The sequence below is a fragment of the Acidovorax sp. GW823-FHT02H02 genome (assembly GCF_058797075.1).
The window spans coordinates 25,816-43,899 of the sequence record NZ_JBXAJH010000012.1 but is presented as its reverse complement, the minus strand read 5'-3'; the positions used below and the strand labels follow the sequence as shown (position 1 = coordinate 43,899).

The 18,084-nt window shown below is 58.9% G+C and carries 16 protein-coding genes; 13 read left to right on the top strand and 3 right to left on the bottom strand.

The window, feature by feature from the left end; all coding sequences use genetic code 11:
- Positions 1-38: 38 nt before the first annotated feature.
- A complete protein-coding gene (locus AC1RDS_RS13665) occupies positions 39-1,262 on the bottom strand; it encodes a phenylacetate--CoA ligase family protein (RefSeq protein WP_066788308.1) in 1,224 nt (407 codons plus the stop codon).
- Positions 1,263-1,274: 12 nt separating this feature from the next.
- A complete protein-coding gene (locus AC1RDS_RS13660) occupies positions 1,275-2,057 on the bottom strand; it encodes an enoyl-CoA hydratase/isomerase family protein (RefSeq protein ID WP_067511708.1) in 783 nt (260 codons plus the stop codon).
- Positions 2,058-2,194: 137 nt separating this feature from the next.
- On the opposite strand from AC1RDS_RS13660, the gene AC1RDS_RS13655 reads away from it, so the two are divergent.
- The 11 genes from AC1RDS_RS13655 (at position 2,195) to AC1RDS_RS13605 (ending at position 14,373) form a co-directional block, all read left to right on the top strand.
- The gene (locus AC1RDS_RS13655; protein WP_421563350.1) at positions 2,195-3,244 is read left to right on the top strand and encodes a CaiB/BaiF CoA transferase family protein; all 1,050 of its coding nucleotides are present in this window, start codon (positions 2,195-2,197) and stop codon (positions 3,242-3,244) included.
- A 129-nt stretch (positions 3,245-3,373) separates the two neighbouring features.
- Complete coding sequence (locus AC1RDS_RS13650) at positions 3,374-4,612, top strand: thiolase family protein (RefSeq protein ID WP_066788812.1); 1,239 nt, start codon at positions 3,374-3,376, stop codon at positions 4,610-4,612.
- Between the two features lie 33 nt (positions 4,613-4,645).
- Positions 4,646-5,407 (top strand): SDR family NAD(P)-dependent oxidoreductase, encoded by a 762-nt coding sequence (locus AC1RDS_RS13645; protein WP_056642823.1) that lies wholly within the window; start codon positions 4,646-4,648, stop codon positions 5,405-5,407.
- A 112-nt stretch (positions 5,408-5,519) separates the two neighbouring features.
- Positions 5,520-6,317, top strand: a complete 798-nt coding sequence (locus tag AC1RDS_RS13640) for an ABC transporter ATP-binding protein (RefSeq protein ID WP_066788815.1) — start codon at positions 5,520-5,522, stop codon at positions 6,315-6,317.
- Complete coding sequence (locus AC1RDS_RS13635; RefSeq protein ID WP_066788817.1) at positions 6,314-8,281, top strand: AMP-dependent synthetase/ligase; 1,968 nt, start codon at positions 6,314-6,316, stop codon at positions 8,279-8,281. The genes AC1RDS_RS13640 and AC1RDS_RS13635 overlap by 4 nt, the downstream gene beginning before the upstream one ends.
- Positions 8,278-9,162, top strand: coding sequence for a branched-chain amino acid ABC transporter permease (locus tag AC1RDS_RS13630; RefSeq protein WP_492227103.1), 885 nt, complete (start codon positions 8,278-8,280; stop codon positions 9,160-9,162). The genes AC1RDS_RS13635 and AC1RDS_RS13630 overlap by 4 nt, the downstream gene beginning before the upstream one ends.
- Complete coding sequence (locus AC1RDS_RS13625) at positions 9,159-10,217, top strand: branched-chain amino acid ABC transporter permease (RefSeq protein WP_260668949.1); 1,059 nt, start codon at positions 9,159-9,161, stop codon at positions 10,215-10,217. Before AC1RDS_RS13630 ends, AC1RDS_RS13625 begins: the two co-directional genes overlap by 4 nt.
- Positions 10,218-10,301: 84 nt before the next feature.
- On the top strand, positions 10,302-11,552 hold the full coding sequence (locus AC1RDS_RS13620; protein WP_082759273.1) for an ABC transporter substrate-binding protein: 1,251 nt from the start codon (positions 10,302-10,304) through the stop codon (positions 11,550-11,552).
- A gap of 60 nt (positions 11,553-11,612) precedes the next feature.
- Entirely contained in the window at positions 11,613-12,401 is a 789-nt protein-coding gene (locus AC1RDS_RS13615; RefSeq protein WP_409886579.1) for an ABC transporter ATP-binding protein, read from the top strand.
- A 43-nt stretch (positions 12,402-12,444) separates the two neighbouring features.
- Positions 12,445-13,596 (top strand): acyl-CoA dehydrogenase family protein, encoded by a 1,152-nt coding sequence (locus tag AC1RDS_RS13610; RefSeq protein WP_066788828.1) that lies wholly within the window; start codon positions 12,445-12,447, stop codon positions 13,594-13,596.
- 96 nt (positions 13,597-13,692) lie between these two features.
- Positions 13,693-14,373, top strand: a complete 681-nt coding sequence (locus tag AC1RDS_RS13605) for a TetR/AcrR family transcriptional regulator (protein ID WP_066788831.1) — start codon at positions 13,693-13,695, stop codon at positions 14,371-14,373.
- A 450-nt stretch (positions 14,374-14,823) separates the two neighbouring features.
- Here AC1RDS_RS13605 and AC1RDS_RS13600 read toward each other — a convergent pair whose 3' ends face one another.
- Positions 14,824-15,354: a PadR family transcriptional regulator gene (locus tag AC1RDS_RS13600; RefSeq protein WP_066788839.1), complete on the bottom strand. Its 531-nt coding sequence runs from the start codon at positions 15,352-15,354 to the stop codon at positions 14,824-14,826.
- Positions 15,355-15,501: 147 nt separating this feature from the next.
- Here AC1RDS_RS13600 and AC1RDS_RS13595 point away from each other — a divergent pair, with 147 nt between their 5' ends.
- Both AC1RDS_RS13595 and AC1RDS_RS13590 read left to right on the top strand, forming a co-directional pair.
- Positions 15,502-17,580 (top strand): NADPH-dependent 2,4-dienoyl-CoA reductase, encoded by a 2,079-nt coding sequence (locus AC1RDS_RS13595; protein WP_066788834.1) that lies wholly within the window; start codon positions 15,502-15,504, stop codon positions 17,578-17,580.
- A 32-nt stretch (positions 17,581-17,612) separates the two neighbouring features.
- Complete coding sequence (locus tag AC1RDS_RS13590; protein ID WP_007854945.1) at positions 17,613-18,053, top strand: nuclear transport factor 2 family protein; 441 nt, start codon at positions 17,613-17,615, stop codon at positions 18,051-18,053.
- The last annotated feature ends 31 nt before the right edge of the window (positions 18,054-18,084 follow it).

Below are 18,084 nucleotides of genomic sequence, written 5' to 3'. Positions count from 1 at the left end.
AGCCACCTGGTGCATCAGACCAAACGCTTTTTAGGATTTCAATGCTTGTTGTCAACCAACAAGGGGGCGTCAGTGGGCATATCTTCCTGGACTAGCCACTCGACTGAGTCGAGCTTCAGGCGGGTCAGTTGCCTGAATACTTCCATCAAGTCACTTTGTGTGGCGTCCTGAGAGGCCCCTGGCGTCAGTACTGCGCGCAAGGTCGCGGTTTCCCGATGCTGTTGTTTTCCAACGATGACCTGGGCACGTTCGATAGCAGGGAGCCGGATGAGCAGTTCTTCCACGTTGCGTGGATAGATGAAAATTTCGCGCACTTTGACACCTTGGCCCACTCGGCCTTGCAACATGCTGATGCGTTCGACGAGACCATCCGGTGAATGGGTCAGCGCTTGCGCCACATCGCCTGTGCCAAAGCGGACCAGGGGCCAGCCGCTGTCCAGCGTGGTGACCACTATTTGACCTGGTTCGCCCAGGGGAAGGGGAGCGCCGGTGCGGGGGTCGCAGATCTGGACAAGCCGGTCAGGCTGAACCGTGTAGCCCACTTGTCCTGGTTCCTCGTAGGCAATCAGCCCGAAGTCGCCGGTGGCGTAGGCTGAGAACGTGCGGATGGCGTACTTCTCCTCCAGCCTGCGGCGCTTGCCCATCCAGTCACCCAGTTCGCCCCCCAGCATTGCGGAGCGGACCTTCCATTGAGAAGGCAGGTCGTAGCCCATGCGCTCAAGCGTTTCGACCAAGGTCACGAAGAAGGATGTGGAGGCGCAAATGCAGGTGATGCCCAGTTCCATGATGAGCTGCGCCTGTTGTTCGGCGCCGCCGGGTCCGCAGGGGATGAGCGTTGCTCCGGTAGCGGCAATGCCCGCATCCAGCAAAAGGCCGGCTGGCACAAGATGGTAGGACCATGTGTTGAGAACGCGGTCACCCGGGCCGATGCCTGCCTGACGGAATGCATGCGAAAAACCGTGGCCAGTGTCGTCGTCGAACAACTGGGGTTCGTAGACGGGGCCCGGTGAGACAAAGACCCGACGGATGGATGCGTCGTCGGCCGCCAGAAACCCACCGAATGGCGGTGACTGGCGCTGCTTCTCAAGCAGTGCATCCTTGCTTGTGACGGCGAGTCGCGCGAGGTCGGCCGGGCCTTGGAGATCTTGCGGTGTCATTGTCGCAAGCTCATAGACCGCGCGGATGGAGGGGGCGCGGTCGTAGGCGAATTGCTGCGAAGCGCGCAGCGCTTCGAATCGGTTGGTGGTCGGGGACGTACGCATGGCGTTGCCGGCTCAGTGGCCCGTGAAGCGCGGGGCGCGCTTCTCGTTGAAGGCGGCCAGGCCTTCGTGGAGATCGGCGCTATGTGCATGCACTTCGGATGCCAGCAACTCCAGCCGTAAGGCAGTGTCCAGGGGCTGTTGCAAGCCATCGTCGATCAGCGCTTTCATGCGGCGCAGGCCCAGAGGGCTCTTGCTGGCGATCTTGTCAGCCACAGCCTGCGTCGCGCTTTCGAGTTGGTCGTCGTCCACCACCTGGTTGACGAGGCCCGCCTCCACCAGTTCTGCTGCGTCCACGAAGTCACCCGTGAATAGAAGGTACTTGGCGCGCGTGGGGCCAATAACTCGTGGCAGGCGCACCGAGCCTCCACCGCCTGGGAGTAGACCGTAGTTGGCGTGCGCGTCGCCAATCTTGGCACTGCGTGCCGCCAGCACGAGGTCACAGCAGAGCACCAGTTCTAGTCCGCCCGCCAGGGTGATGCCGTTCAGGGCTGCGATCACGGGTTTTGGAAAGCGATCGATGCGGTTCATGGTGACCAGAACGCTGTCCAGAAAGCCGATGGTGCCAGTTTCGCCCGTTTGTGTCTTGACGTACTTTAGGTCGGCGCCTGCGCAGAAGGCCCGGCCAGTGCCCGTCAAGACGACGGACCTCACGTCCGCCCGGTTCTGTGCTTCGTTGAGTGCCTGGTCTATCCCTCGAAGTACCTCTGGGGTCAGTGAGTTCATTGCCTCAGGCCGGTTCAGGCGGATCCACATGCTGCCTTTTCGGACCTCTGAAATAACAACCGGCGTCGACATCTGTCTTTCATTGGTGACTTGTGTGTTCATGGGTCGATTCTGCTTTTGCCTCGGTTTTCGTGGGTATGGGGTTTTCCATTACTATCAAGTCAATTATTTTAATTTAGAGTAAAAAATTAAATTTGTGGAATTTTTTGATGAAAACTCAGACGCGATCGCCAATGCCTCCGCTTCTTGGAATCAAGATCGTTGAGTTCGAGGGAATTGGCCCAGGGCCCTTGGCGGGGTTCATGCTGATGCAAATGGGTGCGGACGTGACCGTGGTTGGGCGGCCCGGTGCGGGCTCACTGCCTGACGAGCTAACGCCGAAAGACGGGGCGCTCTTGTCTCGTGGTAAACGGCGCGTCACGTTAAATCTCAAGCGGGCGGAGGACAAGGCGCAGGCGCTGGAGTTGGTCGCGCAAAGCGACGGAGTGATTGAAGGCAACCGCCCGGGTGTGATGGAGCGCTTGGGTCTGGGCCCCGATGTATGCGGTGAACGCAACCCGCGGCTTGTGTATGGACGCATGACAGGCTGGGGGCAGGATGGGCCGCTGGCCCAGGCAGCCGGGCACGACATGAACTATGTCGCTCTTACGGGGCTGATGTCGCTCACCGAGCAGCCGGGACACCCCCCCATGCTTCCGCCTACGGTGGTCGGGGATGCTGCCGGTGCGCTTGGGCTCGGGTTTGGAATGGTGTCGGCGTTGCTTGGCGCCCGGAATACTGGGCAGGGTTGCGTAGTCGACGGCGCCATCGTGGATGTGTTGGCCATGCTGTCGCCGCTTGTGCAGCTGATTCGCCAAGGCGGTGGCGTGGACGGCAGTGAACCCAGTGTCTTCCATGACTCGCCCTTCTACGACCGTTACTTGTGCAGCGACGGCCGATACATCACGGTCGGTGCGATCGAGCCCCCGTTCTATGCCTTGCTGTTGAAGCAGTTGGAGCTGACGGATGTGGATCCCGCGCAGCAGATGGACAAGTCTTCGTGGCCGTCTCTCAAGGCGCGGATCGCGCAGCGCTTTGCTTCGCAACCCAGTGTGCACTGGAATGCACTGATGGAGGGCACTGACAGTTGCTTCGCGCCGGTGCTCAACATGGCCGAAGCCGCCTCTCATCCCCACAACGTGGCCCGTGGCCTGTACGGCGTGACTGCGCAGGGCGATATTGAGACCATGCGGGGCATGCGATTCCTGCCGCTGCGCTGAGCAGCGAATGTGATTGCCAAGGGATTTCCCTAGCAAATTTTTTTTAATTTTACTTTAAAGTAAAACAACTTTATATAGAGTAATTTTTTGGTTGCATGGATTGCATGAAACCTGCCAAGGAGAAGAAAGATGGAAGATATCTATGTGGTCGGTGTCGGTATGACGCCCTTTGGTCGGCATCTGGACAAGGACATTAAGGCGCTCACGCGTGAGGCCACTGCAGCTGCTTTGGCGGATGCGGGTTTGCAAGAGGAAGACCTGGAAGCCGCCTTTTTTGGCAACACTTCCCAAGGGCATATGGATGGCCAGCACATGATTCGTGGGCAAATTGCGCTACGGGCAATGGGCATCGGGCGCATTCCGGTGGTGAACGTCGAAAACGCTTGTGCAAGCGGCTCGTCGGCGTTCGTTCTAGCCTGCAATCACCTCAAGTCGGGTGCTGGCGATGTCGCTTTGGCCGTTGGTGCAGAGAAGATGTTCTCAACCGACAAGCTCAAGATGTTCTCGGTGTTTGACAGTGCCTGGGATCTCTCGCGTGCAGAAGAGATCCGTGCGGAGCTGATGAAGATGGGACGCGACGTGGCTGTGCCTGAGGGGAGTACCTCACCCAGGCCGTACAGCGTTTTCATGGACGTGTATGCCGCGTTTGCACGATCGCACATGCGCACCTTCGGGACGACGCAGCGCCAGTTGGCTGCCGTGTCGTCCAAGAACCATGCGCATTCCATGCACAACCCGCTGTCGCAGTACCAGATGGCCTACAGCATCGAGGAAGTGCTTGCTGCGCCGCCGATCACCTATCCCTTGACCCTGCCCATGTGCTCTCCTGTGTCTGACGGCGCAGCAGCGGCCGTCCTGTGCACACGCTCGGCGCTCAAACGCCTCAACATCGATGAAAAACGTGCCATCAAGGTGTTGGCGGCCGTGGTGCAAAGCGGTTCTGACCGGAGCGAGGACGACTACACCAACCACTGCACGGCTTTGGCTTCGCGCAAGGCGTATGAGCTGGCGGGTGTTGGCCCAGCAGATATCTCGGTGGCCGAGGTGCACGATGCCACGGCCATGGGTGAAATCATTCAGACAGAAAACCTCGGTTTCTGTGAGTTCGGCATGGGCGGTGTGATTGCCGAGCGGGGTGATACCCGGATTGGTGGCCGCATTCCCGTTAATCCGTCCGGCGGCCTGGAGTCTAAGGGGCACCCTGTTGGGGCCACCGGTATTGCCCAAGTCCATGAGTTGGTAACTCAGCTTCGCGGGGAAGCCGGACTGCGGCAGGTGACTGACGCAAGGATTGCGCTGGCAGAAAACGGTGGCGGTCTTGAGGGCATTGAAGAAGCTGTTGCCTGTATCACCATCTTGGCGCGCTGAGCGCTGCACTCAATAAGAGACAAGAGAAATAGTATGGATGTCAAAAATACCATTGCCTTCGTCACAGGAGCTGCTTCAGGCCTGGGGCTCGCCACTTGCAAGGCATTGCTTGCGGCCGGAGCGAGCGTCATGGCGGTTGATCTGGACGAAGAGCGCCTTGCGAGCGAGGTGCTGCCGATGGGCGAGCGCGTGCGAATCCAGAAGGTTGATGTTTCGGACGAGGCCAGTGTGAAGGCTGGCGTAGACGCGGCAGTGGCGGAATTTGGTGCGCTGCATGTGGCGGTAAATTGCGCGGGAATTCTGGGTCCCTGCAAGACGCTTTCAAAGGGCGAGTTATTCCCGATGGATCTTTGGAACCGGGTGATCGCCATCAACCTGACCGGGACCTTCAACGTGGTGCGCTATGCGTCGTTGGCCATGTCGCAGAACGAGCCCAATGTCGACGGTGAACGGGGGGTCATCGTGAACACGTCATCTGGTGCTGCGTGGCAGGGTCAAGTGGGCCAGGCCGCATATAGCGCCAGCAAAGCGGCGGTCATTGGAATGACGCTTCCGGTGGCGCGGGATCTTGCGCAACACGGAATCCGAGTGGTGGCCGTGGCGCCTGGTCTGTTTGAGACCGCCATGTCTGCAGGCATGCCAACGAAGGTGTCGCAAAACATTATTGACAACGTCATCCTCTTTCCTCATCGCATGGGGCAGGCACAAGAGTTCGGTGGACTGGTTCGGCACGTTGTGGAAAACGCCTATTTGAATGCCACCACGATCAGCCTGGATGCGGGTGTCCGTTGTTAGTCGTGGTCCATTGATCGCTGCGAGCATTCCCGCAAATGGATGCGTAGACCCTGCAAAGGTCTTATGAAGGAAATTCGATGGACAAAGCCAAGAATTCAGAGTGGAGGTGCCAATGAATGCAGCCATTCAAAGCCAGCGGGAAGGCGTGGTGCTGACAGCCCAGAATCTGCTGCTGCAGTTCGGTGGAGTTGTGGCGCTGAATGATGTTTCGATTGATGTGCGCAAGGACGAGCTGCTGGCAATCATCGGGCCGAACGGAGCGGGAAAGTCTTCTCTGATGAACTGCCTGAGCGGGTTCTACCGCCCCAAGAAAGGCGAGATATCCCTGGCCGGGCGCAACGTGCGCGACATGGCGGTTCACGACGTGGCGGCACAGGGCCTGGCGCGCACTTTTCAAGGTACGCACATTTTTTCGGGCATGACCGTTATCGAGAACCTGATGGTGGGGCGCCACATGCACATGCGGGCCAATCTCGTGCAGTCGTTTTTCCATTTCGGCCCGGCAAAGCGCGAAGAAGTTTTGCATCGGGAGGTAGTGGAAGAAATCATTGAGTTTCTTGAAATTGAATCCATCCGGCATGTGCCGGTGGGCAGCCTCGGTTATGGGCTTCGCAAGCGCGTGGACTTGGGGCGCGCACTGGCCCAAGACCCGAAGATTCTGCTGATGGATGAGCCTATGGCCGGTATGAATACGGAAGAGAAGGAAGACCTGGCACGTTTCATTCTGGATGTGCGCGAGGCAAAGCGCATTCCTATTGTTTTGGTGGAGCACGACATGGGTGTGGTGATGGACCTAGCTGACCGCATCGCTGTGCTGGACTTTGGACGCAAGATCGCCGATGGAACGCCCAAGGAAATCCAGGCTAATCCCGCTGTGCTTAAAGCCTACCTTGGAGAGGGCGTCCAATGAAACTCGAAATCGCGACTCTTCCCCAGTTGCTGCGCAAGCATGCGCATGCCAATCCCAGCCGTCTTTCCCAGCGCCATAAGCAGCGCGGAATTTGGCGGGAGTACAGCTTTGCGGATGTGCAGCGCAACGTTCGAGAGATTGCGCTGGGCATGCACCAAGCGGGCGTCAAAGCGGGCGAGACCATTGCCATCATTGGTGAGAATGAGCCACAGCATTACTGGGCCGAGTATGCCGCGCATGCACTGGGATGCAAAGTTGTATCCATGTACCCGGACCTCACTTCGGAGGAGGTGGCTTATCTTCTGGACGACAGCGAAGCAGTCATCTTGTTCGCGCAGGACCAAGAACAGGTTGACAAGGGCCTGGATGTCCGGAACAAGACTTTGAAGATGCGCCACATTGTGTATTGGGACGAAACGGGGATGTGGTCGTATAACGACCCCATCCTGCATACCTTCGATGGCATGCAGCGGCAAGGGCGTGAAATCCATCAACGTAACGGAAAGATGTACGACGCGCTAGTGGATGCGGGAGCCCCCGATGACATAGCGGTTCTTTCTTACACTTCCGGCACGACGGGGCAGCCTAAGGGCGTCATCCTCACGCATCGCTTCTTAATCGACAACGCGCAGCGCTTGATCGATTCCATGGATGTGAGGCCGGGTATGGAATACCTGAGTTACATCGCGCCATCCTGGGCCACTGAACAAATATATGGCATCACCATGGGATTGGGATTGCCCATGGTAGTGAACTTCCCTGAGGGCCCGGAGCAGGTGTTGTCCAACATTCGGGAATTGGCAGTGGAAGGTATGACATTTGCTCCGCGCCAGTGGGAAAGCATGGCGTCCTCTGTGCAGGCGCACATGCTCGACGCAGGACCCATTCGACGAGGTGTCTACGAGTGGGGCATGAAGATCGGTCACACCGTCAATGTGGGGCGCTTGGATGGAAAACCCGTTGGCCTGCTGGACCGGTTGCTGTTTCCTATCGCCAATGCACTGGTTCTGCGCCCGTTGCGAGATCTGCTCGGCCTGACCCGGCTGCGCTGTGCCAGCTGCGGTGGTGCCACCATGGCACCAGATGTGTTTCGCATGTTCCATGCCATGGGTATACCGCTGCGCAACATCTATGGCTCCACCGAAACCGGGTTGCTGACATGCCACCAGGGTGACCGATTTGATCTGGAGACCGTAGGACACTGGATGAAGGCGCATCCAGAGGCGGGCCCACCATTGGAATGGCGCTTGAGTGCGGACGGCGAACTGCAGATCCGTGGCGGAAGCCCGTTTCTGGGCTACTACCGCAGAGAGAGCTCCGTAGAGTCTAAGGTGAAAGATGGCTGGTTCTACACGGGCGATGCCGTAACGAAAACGGAGCTAGGCGAGCTCGTGTTCCTGGAGCGGTTGTCGGACTTGAAGCGCTTGCGCAGCGGCGAAACCTTCCCGCCGCAGTTCGTCGAGACACGCCTTCGGTTCAGTCCCTTCATCAAGGACATCATGACGGTGGGAGACGAGACAAGGGACTTCGTGGCCGCTCTCATCAATATCGACATGTCTGTTCTGTCGCGGTGGGCAGAAGACAAGCGGATCGGATTCTCAACCTTCACCGATCTGTCACAGCGGCCAGAGATCGCCGAGTTGATCGGCCAGGAAATTGCCCGCGTGAACCAGTTTTTGCCGGCGCATGCGCGAGTCAAGCGATTCGCCAATTTTCCGAAAGAGCTTGATCCGGACGAGGGCGAGCTAACACGTTCGAGAAAGCTGCGGCGCGAATTCCTGGAGGTGCGATACGCCACGCTGATCAACGGTTTATATGACGGCTCGCACGCCGTGCGTATCGATATTCCTGTGACCTACCAGGACGGTCGGCGCGGCAATTTCGAGGCTCTGGTGTCCATCCATGACACGGACGCCGCAGGGTCAGACCACCTGGGCGCAGCCCGAAGCAGAGGACGGAAATGATCGATTTTATTAATTACCTGATAAACGGTGCGCTGTCAGGGCTTCTGTATGCGTTGATCGCCATGGGGTTCGTCGTGATCTATCGCGCGTCAAAGGTGTTCAACTTTGCACAAGGTGAGTTGGTGGTCTTTGGCGGCTACATGGTGTGGTGGACGATTATTCAGATGGGTCTACCGCTGTGGGTCGGATTGCCCGTGGCATTCGTTAGTGCTGCAATTTTTGGTTTCATGATTGAGCGGATATTTTTTGCCCGTCTGGTTGGAGAGTCTGTCTTCTCGATGGTCATGGTGACGATCGGTCTCTTGATTCTGATCCGAGGCGTTGTGTTGGTGCTTTTTGGCCCACAGGTGCGTGCTTTTCCGATGATCTTTCCTCTGGATCCGATCATCGTTGGCGATCTCATCGTCTCCCGTTCGATGCTCTACGGTGGAATTATGACCATCTTCATCGGCGTTGGTCTCTCCTGGTTTTTCAACCGGACAAGGGCTGGTTTGACCATGACGGCCGTGGCGGAAGACCACCAGGTGGCCATGTCCATGGGCATCTCGGTGCAGCGTTCCATTGCCTTTGCGTGGGTGCTGGGATCCGTGCTTTCCACACTGGGGGCGATAGTGCATTTGAGTGGCCGCTCCATCAACATGATGAGCTCCGACATCGGCCTGGCTGCTTTGCCGGTGGCCTTGCTGGCTGGGTTGGAGTCCCTCGCAGGGTTGCTGATCGCCGGTGTTTTGGTGGGTGTGATTCAGGGTTTGGCTTCGGCCTATCTCGATCCCCTGGTGGGGGGAGCGCTGGGCTCCGTCTTTCCTTTCATCATCATGCTGGTGGTGTTGTTAATTCGTCCCACCGGCATGTTCGGGTGGAAAACCATTGAGAGGGTATGAGCATGGATCCCGCAGGTGTATTCGCGACTTCTTTCGCCAAAGACCAAGCACTAATTCGCACGCGCAGCCAGGCGGTGGCATTGGGCCTGTTTGTTATCGCGCTGTTTGCGCTGCCCCTGATCAGCGAGGTCCGCTGGGTGGCGATCATGACCTCTATGCTGATTACTGCAGTGGTGGTCATGGGGCTGCAGATCAATACTGGTCTAGCGGGTCAGATCAATTTGGGCCAAGCTGCGTTCATGGGGGTTGGTGCGTATGCAACAGCGCTCCTAGCGACGAAAGGCCACCTGCCTTTCTGGCTGGCTTTGCCCATCGGCGGGCTGTGCGCGGCGCTTTTTGGGCTGGTGTTTGGATTAACCGCAATGCGCATAAAGGGTTTTTACCTTGCCTTGACCACGATTGCTGCGCAGATCTTGTTCCACTTTTTTGTGCTCAACCTGCCTGCCAAATGGCTGGGGGGATCTAACGGCATCACTCTGGAACCAGCACAGTTCCTTGGGTTCGTTTTCAACACCGATACCCGCATTTACTACCTGTGTCTGGTAGTGGCCTTCATCATGATTGCGGGCGCCTACGGCGTCGCACGCAGCCGCCATGGTCGAATTTTTGCGGCAGTGCGTGATGACGACGTGGCCTCAGGAATGATGGGCATCAATGTCGTGCGCACCAAGGTACTTGCCTTCTTGCTGGGTGCGTTTTACGCGGGCATCGGTGGAGGGCTCTGGGCTTACTACGTCAGGTTCGTGGCGATTGACCAGTTCACCCTGATCCACTCGATATGGTTCATCGCGATGATCATTGTGGGTGGCATGGGGTCGGTGACGGGCGCGCTGATCGGCGTTTTTGTTATCCGTACTGCCCAGGAGACGATCACCATCGTGGGCCCTTCACTGGTCGAGAACTTTTCCTTCCTGAGCGGAGACGTTGTTTTCGCAGTGATGAATATTTTCCTGGGTGGAGTCATCGCGGCCTTTCTGATCTTTGAGCCACGCGGTCTGATGCACCGGTGGAACATCGTCAAGCGGTCTTATCGCATGTGGCCCTACCCATATTGACCGCAATCCTGTTTTCTGCAGCCACCTTAGGCGCTGGGAAGGGCTGATCCAATGCAAAGCGCTACTACAAAAGGAGACATTTTTATGAAAACGAATCGAGCAAAGTTGTCGGCAATGGTCAAGCTGGGGCAACGCGGCGCTTTGCTGGCGTCAACCTTGTGCCTTGGCGGCATGGCACAAGCTCAGACTACTTACAACGTGGCTGGCCTGGCTGACTTCACCGGACCTTTCGCAGACATCATGAAAGATATGACGGGATGCCGCCGTGCGGTACTCGACTGGTGGAGCGAAGAGGTCGGTAAGGCGCAGGGCGTGGCATTGCGAATCAAGGATTTCGACACCCGCTATGACGTCGCCCAAGTGGCCAGCCTCTGGCCAGGCATCAAGTCCGAGCTCAACCCGGTGGCTGTTCTGGGTGTGGGCGGTGCAGATACCAATGCACTGCAGCAGCGCTTGCCTAGTGACAAGGTGCCTCTTGTCCAGTCGACAGCAGGATATGGATTCGCTTGGAAGGGTGATAACTGGGTGTTCAATGCCCGTGCCACTTACCCGCACGAAGCGGCTGCGTTTTATGTGTGGATGCAGAAGAAGTCGGGTTCGCCTGTTCCTCTCAAGGTGGGGGTGATTTCATCGGAAGTATCGCCGGCCTACGTGGACATCCACAAAGGTGTCGAGAAGTTCGCTAAGGACAATCCGAAGATCATTGAAGTCGTTGAAACGATTTATACCGAAGCACAGCCGACCGACCTTACCCAGCAGGTCAGCCGCCTGGTCCGCAAGGGGGCCACGGTACTGCAGGTGTTCAACAATACAGCATCGGTAGTGGCGACACGGCGCGCCCTGCAAAGCCTTGGAAAAACCAATATTCCGATAGTGGTTAGCGCTCATAACGGGTTGCTTTCGTCGGGGAAAGCGCTGGGTGACCTGAGCCAAATGGATGGAAACTTTGAGGTCTATGGCATGGCCATGGCCGCCGAAGGCGCAACACCGGCACGGGACTTCTTCGAGAAACTGCGCAGCCAATACAAGTTGCAAGCCGCCTACAACTCCGCCTGCATTATGGGCATGAGCCAAGCGATGTTGACGGTTCGTGCCGTTGAAAATGTTGTCAAGGTCAAAGGTGCTGGCGGTGTGACGGGCGAAGAGGTTCGCGCTGCACTGCTGTCCACCCCCATGCCTACCGAGCGCAGCTTTGGCTTGTTGCCCAATATCAAGTTCAACAATGATGCGCCGTTCCCGACCTCGGGCACAGCCGTCAACATCGGCACCGTCGAAAAGGGAAAGTACAAACTTCTCGAGCAGAACGTTCCGGTTCCTGTGTTGAACAAGTGGTAATTGCAAATCGGCCTGGGTCTCGGGCCACCGAGACCCAGGCCACATCATCTGGAGCTACCCGTGCTTGAACTGAACAACGTTGAAGTCCTCTACAGCGACGTCATTCTTGCTGTCAAAGGCATTACCGCCAAAGTCCCCGCTGGACAGTGCGTGACCTTGCTGGGCGCCAATGGCGCTGGCAAGAGCACCACGCTCAAGGCCATCTCCAACCTGGTTAGGACAGAGGATGGTCGTGTGACGGCGGGGAGTATCAAATTTGATGATGCGGACATCACAGGTGCGAACCCAGTCGATGTCGTTCGCAAAGGGTTGGTGCACGTCATGGAAGGGCGCAAGGTTTTGCGTCACATGACGGTGGAGCAGAACCTGGTAGTGGGCGGCCACATGGGCAGCGCCAGCGAGGCCAAGGAAATGCTGGACGAGGTGTACGACCGCATCAAGCGCCTGGCAGCCTTGCGCAGTCGCACGGCGGGTTATTTGTCCGGCGGGGAGCAGCAATTGCTAGTGATTGGCCGAGCCCTGATGGCCAGGCCCAAACTGGTAATGATTGACGAGCCCTCACTCGGCCTGGCCCCGTTGATGGTCGATGAGGTCTATGGTTTGTTAAATGACCTCAAAACGAGCGGCCTGACGCTGCTAATCGTTGAGCAAAACACGCGCGTTGCCCTCGACTTGGCCGACTATGGCTATGTGATGGAGAGTGGGCGGATCGTTCTGGAAGGACCATCCAGCAGCCTAAAGACCAACGAGGACGTACGGGAGTTTTACCTCGGCCTGACGGTCGATGGGGAGCGCAAGAGTTTCCGCGACATGAAACATTACCGCCGCCGCAAGCGCTGGCTGGGTTGACCGCATTGGGTCAGCCGTTTTCCAAGTTTTCAAGGATGGGTTTATGAGCATCGTTTCCAATGCATTGCTGAGCGAACAAGAAGTCATTATTCGGGAGTCTGCCCGGCGTGTCGCGACTGAAGTGGTGGGTAGCACGGCCGCCGAACGTGATCGCACGGGGGCTTGGCCACACGACGAAATCAAGGCAGTTGCCGACGTAGGCTTCATGGGCATGCTCGCCCCGCCAGCACACGGCGGTTCCGGGCTTTCATTTGTGGAGTATTGCCTGGCTATTGAAGAATTCGCAGCGGCCGATGGTGGCTTCGCCACCATGATGCACGTCCACAACTCAGCTGCGCACGTGTTACGTAGTTTTGGAACCGAACAACAGATGGCCCGCCATCTGCCGGATCTGGCCAGTGGCAAGCGCATTGGTGCCTTTTTATTGTCAGAGCCCCATGCAGGCTCGGATACCGCAGCCATCCGGACCACGGCTAAGCGGGACGGCGACGTTTATGTGATCAATGGCAGCAAACAATGGATTTCCAACGGCAGTGAAGCGGGCTTTGCGCTCGTCGTGGCAGCAACTGCGGAACCAGGTGCCCGTCACCGCTTCAGCCTGTTCATCGCGGACCCTGAAGATCCAGGCTACCAATGCTTGCGTATCGAAAGGAAGCTGGGCCAGCACACGGCCCACACGGCTCAGATTCAGCTGGACAACATGCGTGTTCCAGTTCAGAACATGATCGGCGAGGAAGGGCGCGGGTATGGCAAAGCACTATCGCTGTTGTCCGATGGGCGCATCGCAATCGCCGCCCTGGCCATCGGCATTGCCCGTGCAGCGTTGGAGGCGGCCATCCGCTACGCCAAAGAGCGCGAGGCCTATGGCAAGCCACTCACCGAACTGCAGGCCATTAGCTTTGATTTGGCGGAAATGGCCATGCAGGTTGAGGTGGCGCATCAGTACATGCTGTATGCAGCTCGTCTTACGGATGCGGGCCTGCCAACCAGTAAGGAGGCCTCCGTTGCTAAACTCTATGCCAGTGAAATGGCTGAAAAGGTTTGCTCTGCGGCGCTGCAAGTGCATGGTGGCTACGGGTATGTCAACGACTTCCCGGTCGAGCGCTATTATCGCGATGTGCGCGTTACAAAGATCTACGAAGGCACTAGTCACATTCAAAAGTTGATCATTGCGCGCAGCATCCTGGCTGGCTGATGAGCACGGCCTTTCTCCGCAGCCCTACCGGCGAAAGCAGTTCGAAACCATTTGCCTCAGTTAGCGATACGAATGCCCGCAAGGAATACAACATCAATGAGTACGCAAATTGAGGCAAAACCCAAGTCACGCCCACGCGATCCTGCAAAGAGATCGGGCAAGGGCGCGAAATGGAACAATGCGGTCAGCGGCGCGGATGAGCAGTACCAGCTCAAAAAGCAAGCTGTCATTGCGGAAGCTTCGCGCGCATTTGGCCGCCATGGGTACAAGAATGTCTCCTTGGACGAGATTGCAAAAACGCTCAACGTCACCAAGCCTGCCCTTTACTACTACTTCAAGAACAAGCAGGAACTTGTCTACGAATGCCACGAGCTTGCCATGCATTTGGGAGATCGCGTCTTGCAAGACGCGATCGCTTCGGAAAATACTGGTTTCGGTCGGATCTCGGTCTTCATTAAGAACTACATCTCGTTGCTAACGGATGAAATGGGCGCACCGGCGATCCTCCAGGATTTCTCCGGTATGACTGTGGCGGATCAGAAAAAAATCACTTTGCGTCGGCGAAAGTTTGATCAAGAGCTGCGCAAAGTGCTCGAGGGGGGTGTTCAGGATGGTTCCATTGCCCCGTGCAACGTGAAATTGGCGGTGTTCTGGTTCATGGGCGCTGTTAGCTCGATTACCCAATGGATGCATATCGATGGCAGCCTTGGAAGCGACGAAGTGGCCGATATTTTTATCGGTTTTCTTGCGCATGGTATTCGTCCCAATCAAGGGTGAATCTGCTTACTTGTCGCATTCCGGGCGACTATATGGTCGCGTCTGGACCAGGTGCGTATAAGACCCCCGAGCCACTCTTTTATTGTCGGCATAGGCATCTTGCTGCCCAGCGCTAGCTGGGGTCTCAGCGGTTGATCCCTGATGATTGCGATAAAGGTCAGGTTGCGGCGGAAGTCGACATTGACCAAGAAAACTTGGACGACCGCACGCAGCCTTTTGCTGTCGTTCAGCCGTCAAGTACGAACGGCAGCACCCAGCCTAAAGCCGCCACGCCTGAAGGTTCAGGGTTGGATGTCGTCAACTTCTGTTTGCATTCGAACGAAACTTTCTAGCTGACTAAGACGAGCCAATCCGGCCTGAGCAACATCGAAGCTTGGGCAATGTTCGATGCCGTACAGCAACTTGACATGGCACTTCCTAGGATCGTTGGTCTCGGACTGCCTAAGCTGCCTACTGCTGTTCCAGAATCTCCAGAGCCTCTTTCGCAATCGCCAGCGAGAGTTCCTCATGAAGAATCCCAGCCTTTAGCACCAAGTGTTGCAAACGACGTTCGCGACTAGGCTCCTTGCCGATGAAGTCGCGCCGTTCAATGCGCTGGTAGATGTCAAGCTTGGCCTGGTGCATCGCCTGCAGTCGGGCGATTTCCTTCTCAAGCCCCGTGGGGCCAACCGCAGCCTCGGCGCGCAGGCGCACCATGAGCTCGTCGCGCAGGGGCGTGGGGTCCTGCTGCTCGGCGATCCAGCGCCGGAGTTCCTTGCGACCTGAAGGCAGCAGGCGGAACTGGCGCTTTCGGCCGCGGCCCGTCTCCGCGGGCAAAGCCTCGATCCATCCTGCTTCCTCCAGCCGTGCCAACTCGCGGTAGATCTGCTGGTGCGTGGCGTGCCAGAAGTAGCCGATGGACTTGTCAAAGCGCTCGGCGAGCTCCGAGCCCGAGCAGGGGTGCTCGACAAGGGCAGTGAGAAGGGCGTGGGGCAGGGACATCGAAAGGGTGCGCCGGGAGGAAACTGCAAAGGCCGCCATCTTGCCTGAATCGGGAGGGTTCTTCATTGTTTATGCAACCAGTTGCATAAATGCGGGATACTGGCTATATTTGTGCAACTGGTTGCATAAAAAAGAAAGAGACCTGCGATGAACGCCATCCTGAAACCCGCCCCGGCCCCGCTGAAATCTCCGGCTGACAGCAATAGCCCCTATCCACACCTGCATGCCCCGCTGGACCTGGGCTTCACCACGCTGAAGAACCGCGTGCTCATGGGCTCCATGCACGTGGGGCTGGAGGAGGTGGCCAACGGCTTCGAGCGCATGGCAGCTTTCTATGCCGAGCGCGCGCGCGGCGAGGTCGGGCTCATCGTCACGGGCGGCATTGCACCCAACGAGCGCGGTCGGCCCATGCAGGGCGGGGCCATGCTGGTCAACGAGCACGAGGCCGCGCAGCACCGCAAGGTGACCCAGGCCGTGCATGCTGAGGGCGGCAAGATCGCGATGCAGATCCTGCACTTCGGTCGCTATGCCTACCACCGCGACCTGGTGGCCCCGAGCGCGCTGCGCGCACCCATCAACCCCCACGTGCCGCATGCGCTCACCGCTGATGAGGTGGAGCAGACCATCGAAGACTTCGCGCGCTGCGCCGCGCTGGCCCAGCACGCGGGCTACGACGGGGTGGAGGTCATGGGCTCCGAGGGCTACCTGATCAACGAGTTCATCGCTGCGCGCAGCAACCACCGCGATGACGCCTGGGGCGGCAGCTACGCCCACCGCATGCGCTTTCCGGTGGAGATCGTGCGGCGCACGCGCGAGCGCGTGGGGCCGAACTTCATCATCATCTACCGCCTGTCCATGCTCGACCTGGTGGAGGGCGGCTCCACGCTGGCCGAGGTGATCGAGTTGGCCCAGGCCATCGAGGCGTCGGGCGCCACCATCCTGAACACCGGCATCGGCTGGCACGAGGCACGTATCCCCACCATCGCCACCAAGGTGCCGCGCGCGGCCTATGCGTGGGTGACAAAGCAGGTGATGGGGCAGGTGGGCATACCGCTCATCACCTCCAACCGCATCAACACGCCCGAGGTGGCCGAGCGCCTTCTGGCCGAGGGCTTTGCCGACATGGTCTCCATGGCGCGGCCCCTGCTGGCCGATGCCGACTTCGTGCGCAAGGCGCGCCAGGGCCGGGCCGACGAGATCAACACCTGCATCGCCTGCAACCAGGCCTGCCTGGACCACACCTTCGGCGGCAAGATCACCAGTTGCCTGGTCAACCCCCGCGCATGCCACGAGACGGAACTGGTCATCGCCCCCACCGCCGCCAAGAAGCGCATCGCCGTGGTCGGCGCCGGTCCGGCCGGCCTGAGCTTTGCTGTCACGGCCGCCCAACGCGGCCATGCAGTGGTGCTGTTCGATGCGGGCAGCGAGATCGGCGGCCAGCTCAACATCGCCAAGCAGGTGCCGGGCAAGGAGGAGTTCTACGAAACCCTGCGCTACTACCGCCGCCAGCTGGAGCTGCACGGTGTGGAGGTGCGCCTGAACACCCGAGTAGAAGCGGCCGACCTGGCGGGCCAGGGATATGACGAGGTGGTGGTGGCCACAGGCATAAAGCCGCGCACCCCGGACATCGAAGGCATCGACCACCCCAAGGTGCTGAGCTACCTGGACGTTCTGCGCGACAAGAAGCCGGTGGGCCGGCGCGTGGCCATCATCGGCGCGGGCGGCATCGGCTTCGACGTGGGCGAGTACCTCACGCACGAAGGCGAGAGCGGCGCGCTGGCACCTGCCAAGTTCAATGAGGAGTGGGGCATCGACCCCGCCTATGCCCAGGCCGGCGGTCTGCGCCCTGCACAGGTGGAAGCCCCCGCGCGCCAGGTGCACCTGCTGCAGCGCAAGAGCAGCAAGGTCGGCGATCAGCTGGGCAAGACCACGGGCTGGATCCACCGCACCTCGCTCAAGGCGCGCAACGTGGGCATGAGCTCGGGCGTGGCCTATGAGCGCGTGGACGATGCGGGCCTGCACATCACCATCGATGGCGGCGCACCCCAGGTGCTCGACGTCGACCACATCGTAGTCTGCGCCGGCCAGGAGCCGCTGCGCGCGCTGTACGACGCGCTGGTGGCCGCGGGCCAGAGCTCCCACCTCATCGGCGGTGCCGACGTGGCGGCCGAACTCGACGCCAAGCGCGCCATCCTGCAGGGCACGACGCTCGCCGCATCCATCTGACTGATTTTCGATTTATCCCCAGGAGACACACCATGACCGAAGCACCGAAGAACATCCACCCCGCCGTCGCCCGCTCGCTCGACACCTGGCACCACATGGTGGCCAGCCGCGACCTGTCGAACCTGCTCTCCATCGTGCATCCCGACGCGGTGTTCCGCTCGCCCATGGCGAACACGGCTTACACCTCGGCCCCGGCGCTGATGCTGGCCCTGTCCACGGTGATCCAGGTGTTCGAGGACTTCACCTACCACCGCCAGCTGGCCACCGACGACGGCCTGAACATCGTGCTGGAGTTCAGCGCCCGCGTGGGCGACAAGCAGCTCAAGGGGATCGACCTGGTGCGCTTCAACGAGCAAGGCCAGATAACAGAGTTCGAAGTCATGGTGCGCCCTTTGAGCGGCCTGCAGGCCCTGGGTGCCGAGATGGGGGCGCGGCTGGGCGACAAGCTTCCGGCCTTCAAGGCAAAGGCTTGAAGCGTTCGTAAAAGAAAAGACAGGAGACAAA

What these genes read in the sequence shown, in the direction of transcription:
- AC1RDS_RS13590 (WP_007854945.1), top strand. Translation starts at nt 17,613, where the DNA reads ATGACCGAAGCACCGAAGAACATCCACCCCGCCGTCGCCCGCTCGCTC.
- AC1RDS_RS13630 (WP_492227103.1), top strand. Translation starts at nt 8,278, where the DNA reads ATGATCGATTTTATTAATTACCTGATAAACGGTGCGCTGTCAGGGCTT.
- AC1RDS_RS13635 (WP_066788817.1), top strand. Translation starts at nt 6,314, where the DNA reads ATGAAACTCGAAATCGCGACTCTTCCCCAGTTGCTGCGCAAGCATGCG.
- AC1RDS_RS13610 (WP_066788828.1), top strand. Translation starts at nt 12,445, where the DNA reads ATGAGCATCGTTTCCAATGCATTGCTGAGCGAACAAGAAGTCATTATT.
- AC1RDS_RS13655 (WP_421563350.1), top strand. Translation starts at nt 2,195, where the DNA reads ATGAAAACTCAGACGCGATCGCCAATGCCTCCGCTTCTTGGAATCAAG.
- AC1RDS_RS13625 (WP_260668949.1), top strand. Translation starts at nt 9,159, where the DNA reads ATGAGCATGGATCCCGCAGGTGTATTCGCGACTTCTTTCGCCAAAGAC.
- AC1RDS_RS13645 (WP_056642823.1), top strand. Translation starts at nt 4,646, where the DNA reads ATGGATGTCAAAAATACCATTGCCTTCGTCACAGGAGCTGCTTCAGGC.
- AC1RDS_RS13605 (WP_066788831.1), top strand. Translation starts at nt 13,693, where the DNA reads ATGAGTACGCAAATTGAGGCAAAACCCAAGTCACGCCCACGCGATCCT.
- AC1RDS_RS13600 (WP_066788839.1), bottom strand. Translation starts at nt 15,354, where the DNA reads ATGTCCCTGCCCCACGCCCTTCTCACTGCCCTTGTCGAGCACCCCTGC.
- AC1RDS_RS13595 (WP_066788834.1), top strand. Translation starts at nt 15,502, where the DNA reads ATGAACGCCATCCTGAAACCCGCCCCGGCCCCGCTGAAATCTCCGGCT.
- AC1RDS_RS13665 (WP_066788308.1), bottom strand. Translation starts at nt 1,262, where the DNA reads ATGCGTACGTCCCCGACCACCAACCGATTCGAAGCGCTGCGCGCTTCG.
- AC1RDS_RS13620 (WP_082759273.1), top strand. Translation starts at nt 10,302, where the DNA reads ATGAAAACGAATCGAGCAAAGTTGTCGGCAATGGTCAAGCTGGGGCAA.
- AC1RDS_RS13660 (WP_067511708.1), bottom strand. Translation starts at nt 2,057, where the DNA reads ATGTCGACGCCGGTTGTTATTTCAGAGGTCCGAAAAGGCAGCATGTGG.
- AC1RDS_RS13640 (WP_066788815.1), top strand. Translation starts at nt 5,520, where the DNA reads ATGAATGCAGCCATTCAAAGCCAGCGGGAAGGCGTGGTGCTGACAGCC.
- AC1RDS_RS13650 (WP_066788812.1), top strand. Translation starts at nt 3,374, where the DNA reads ATGGAAGATATCTATGTGGTCGGTGTCGGTATGACGCCCTTTGGTCGG.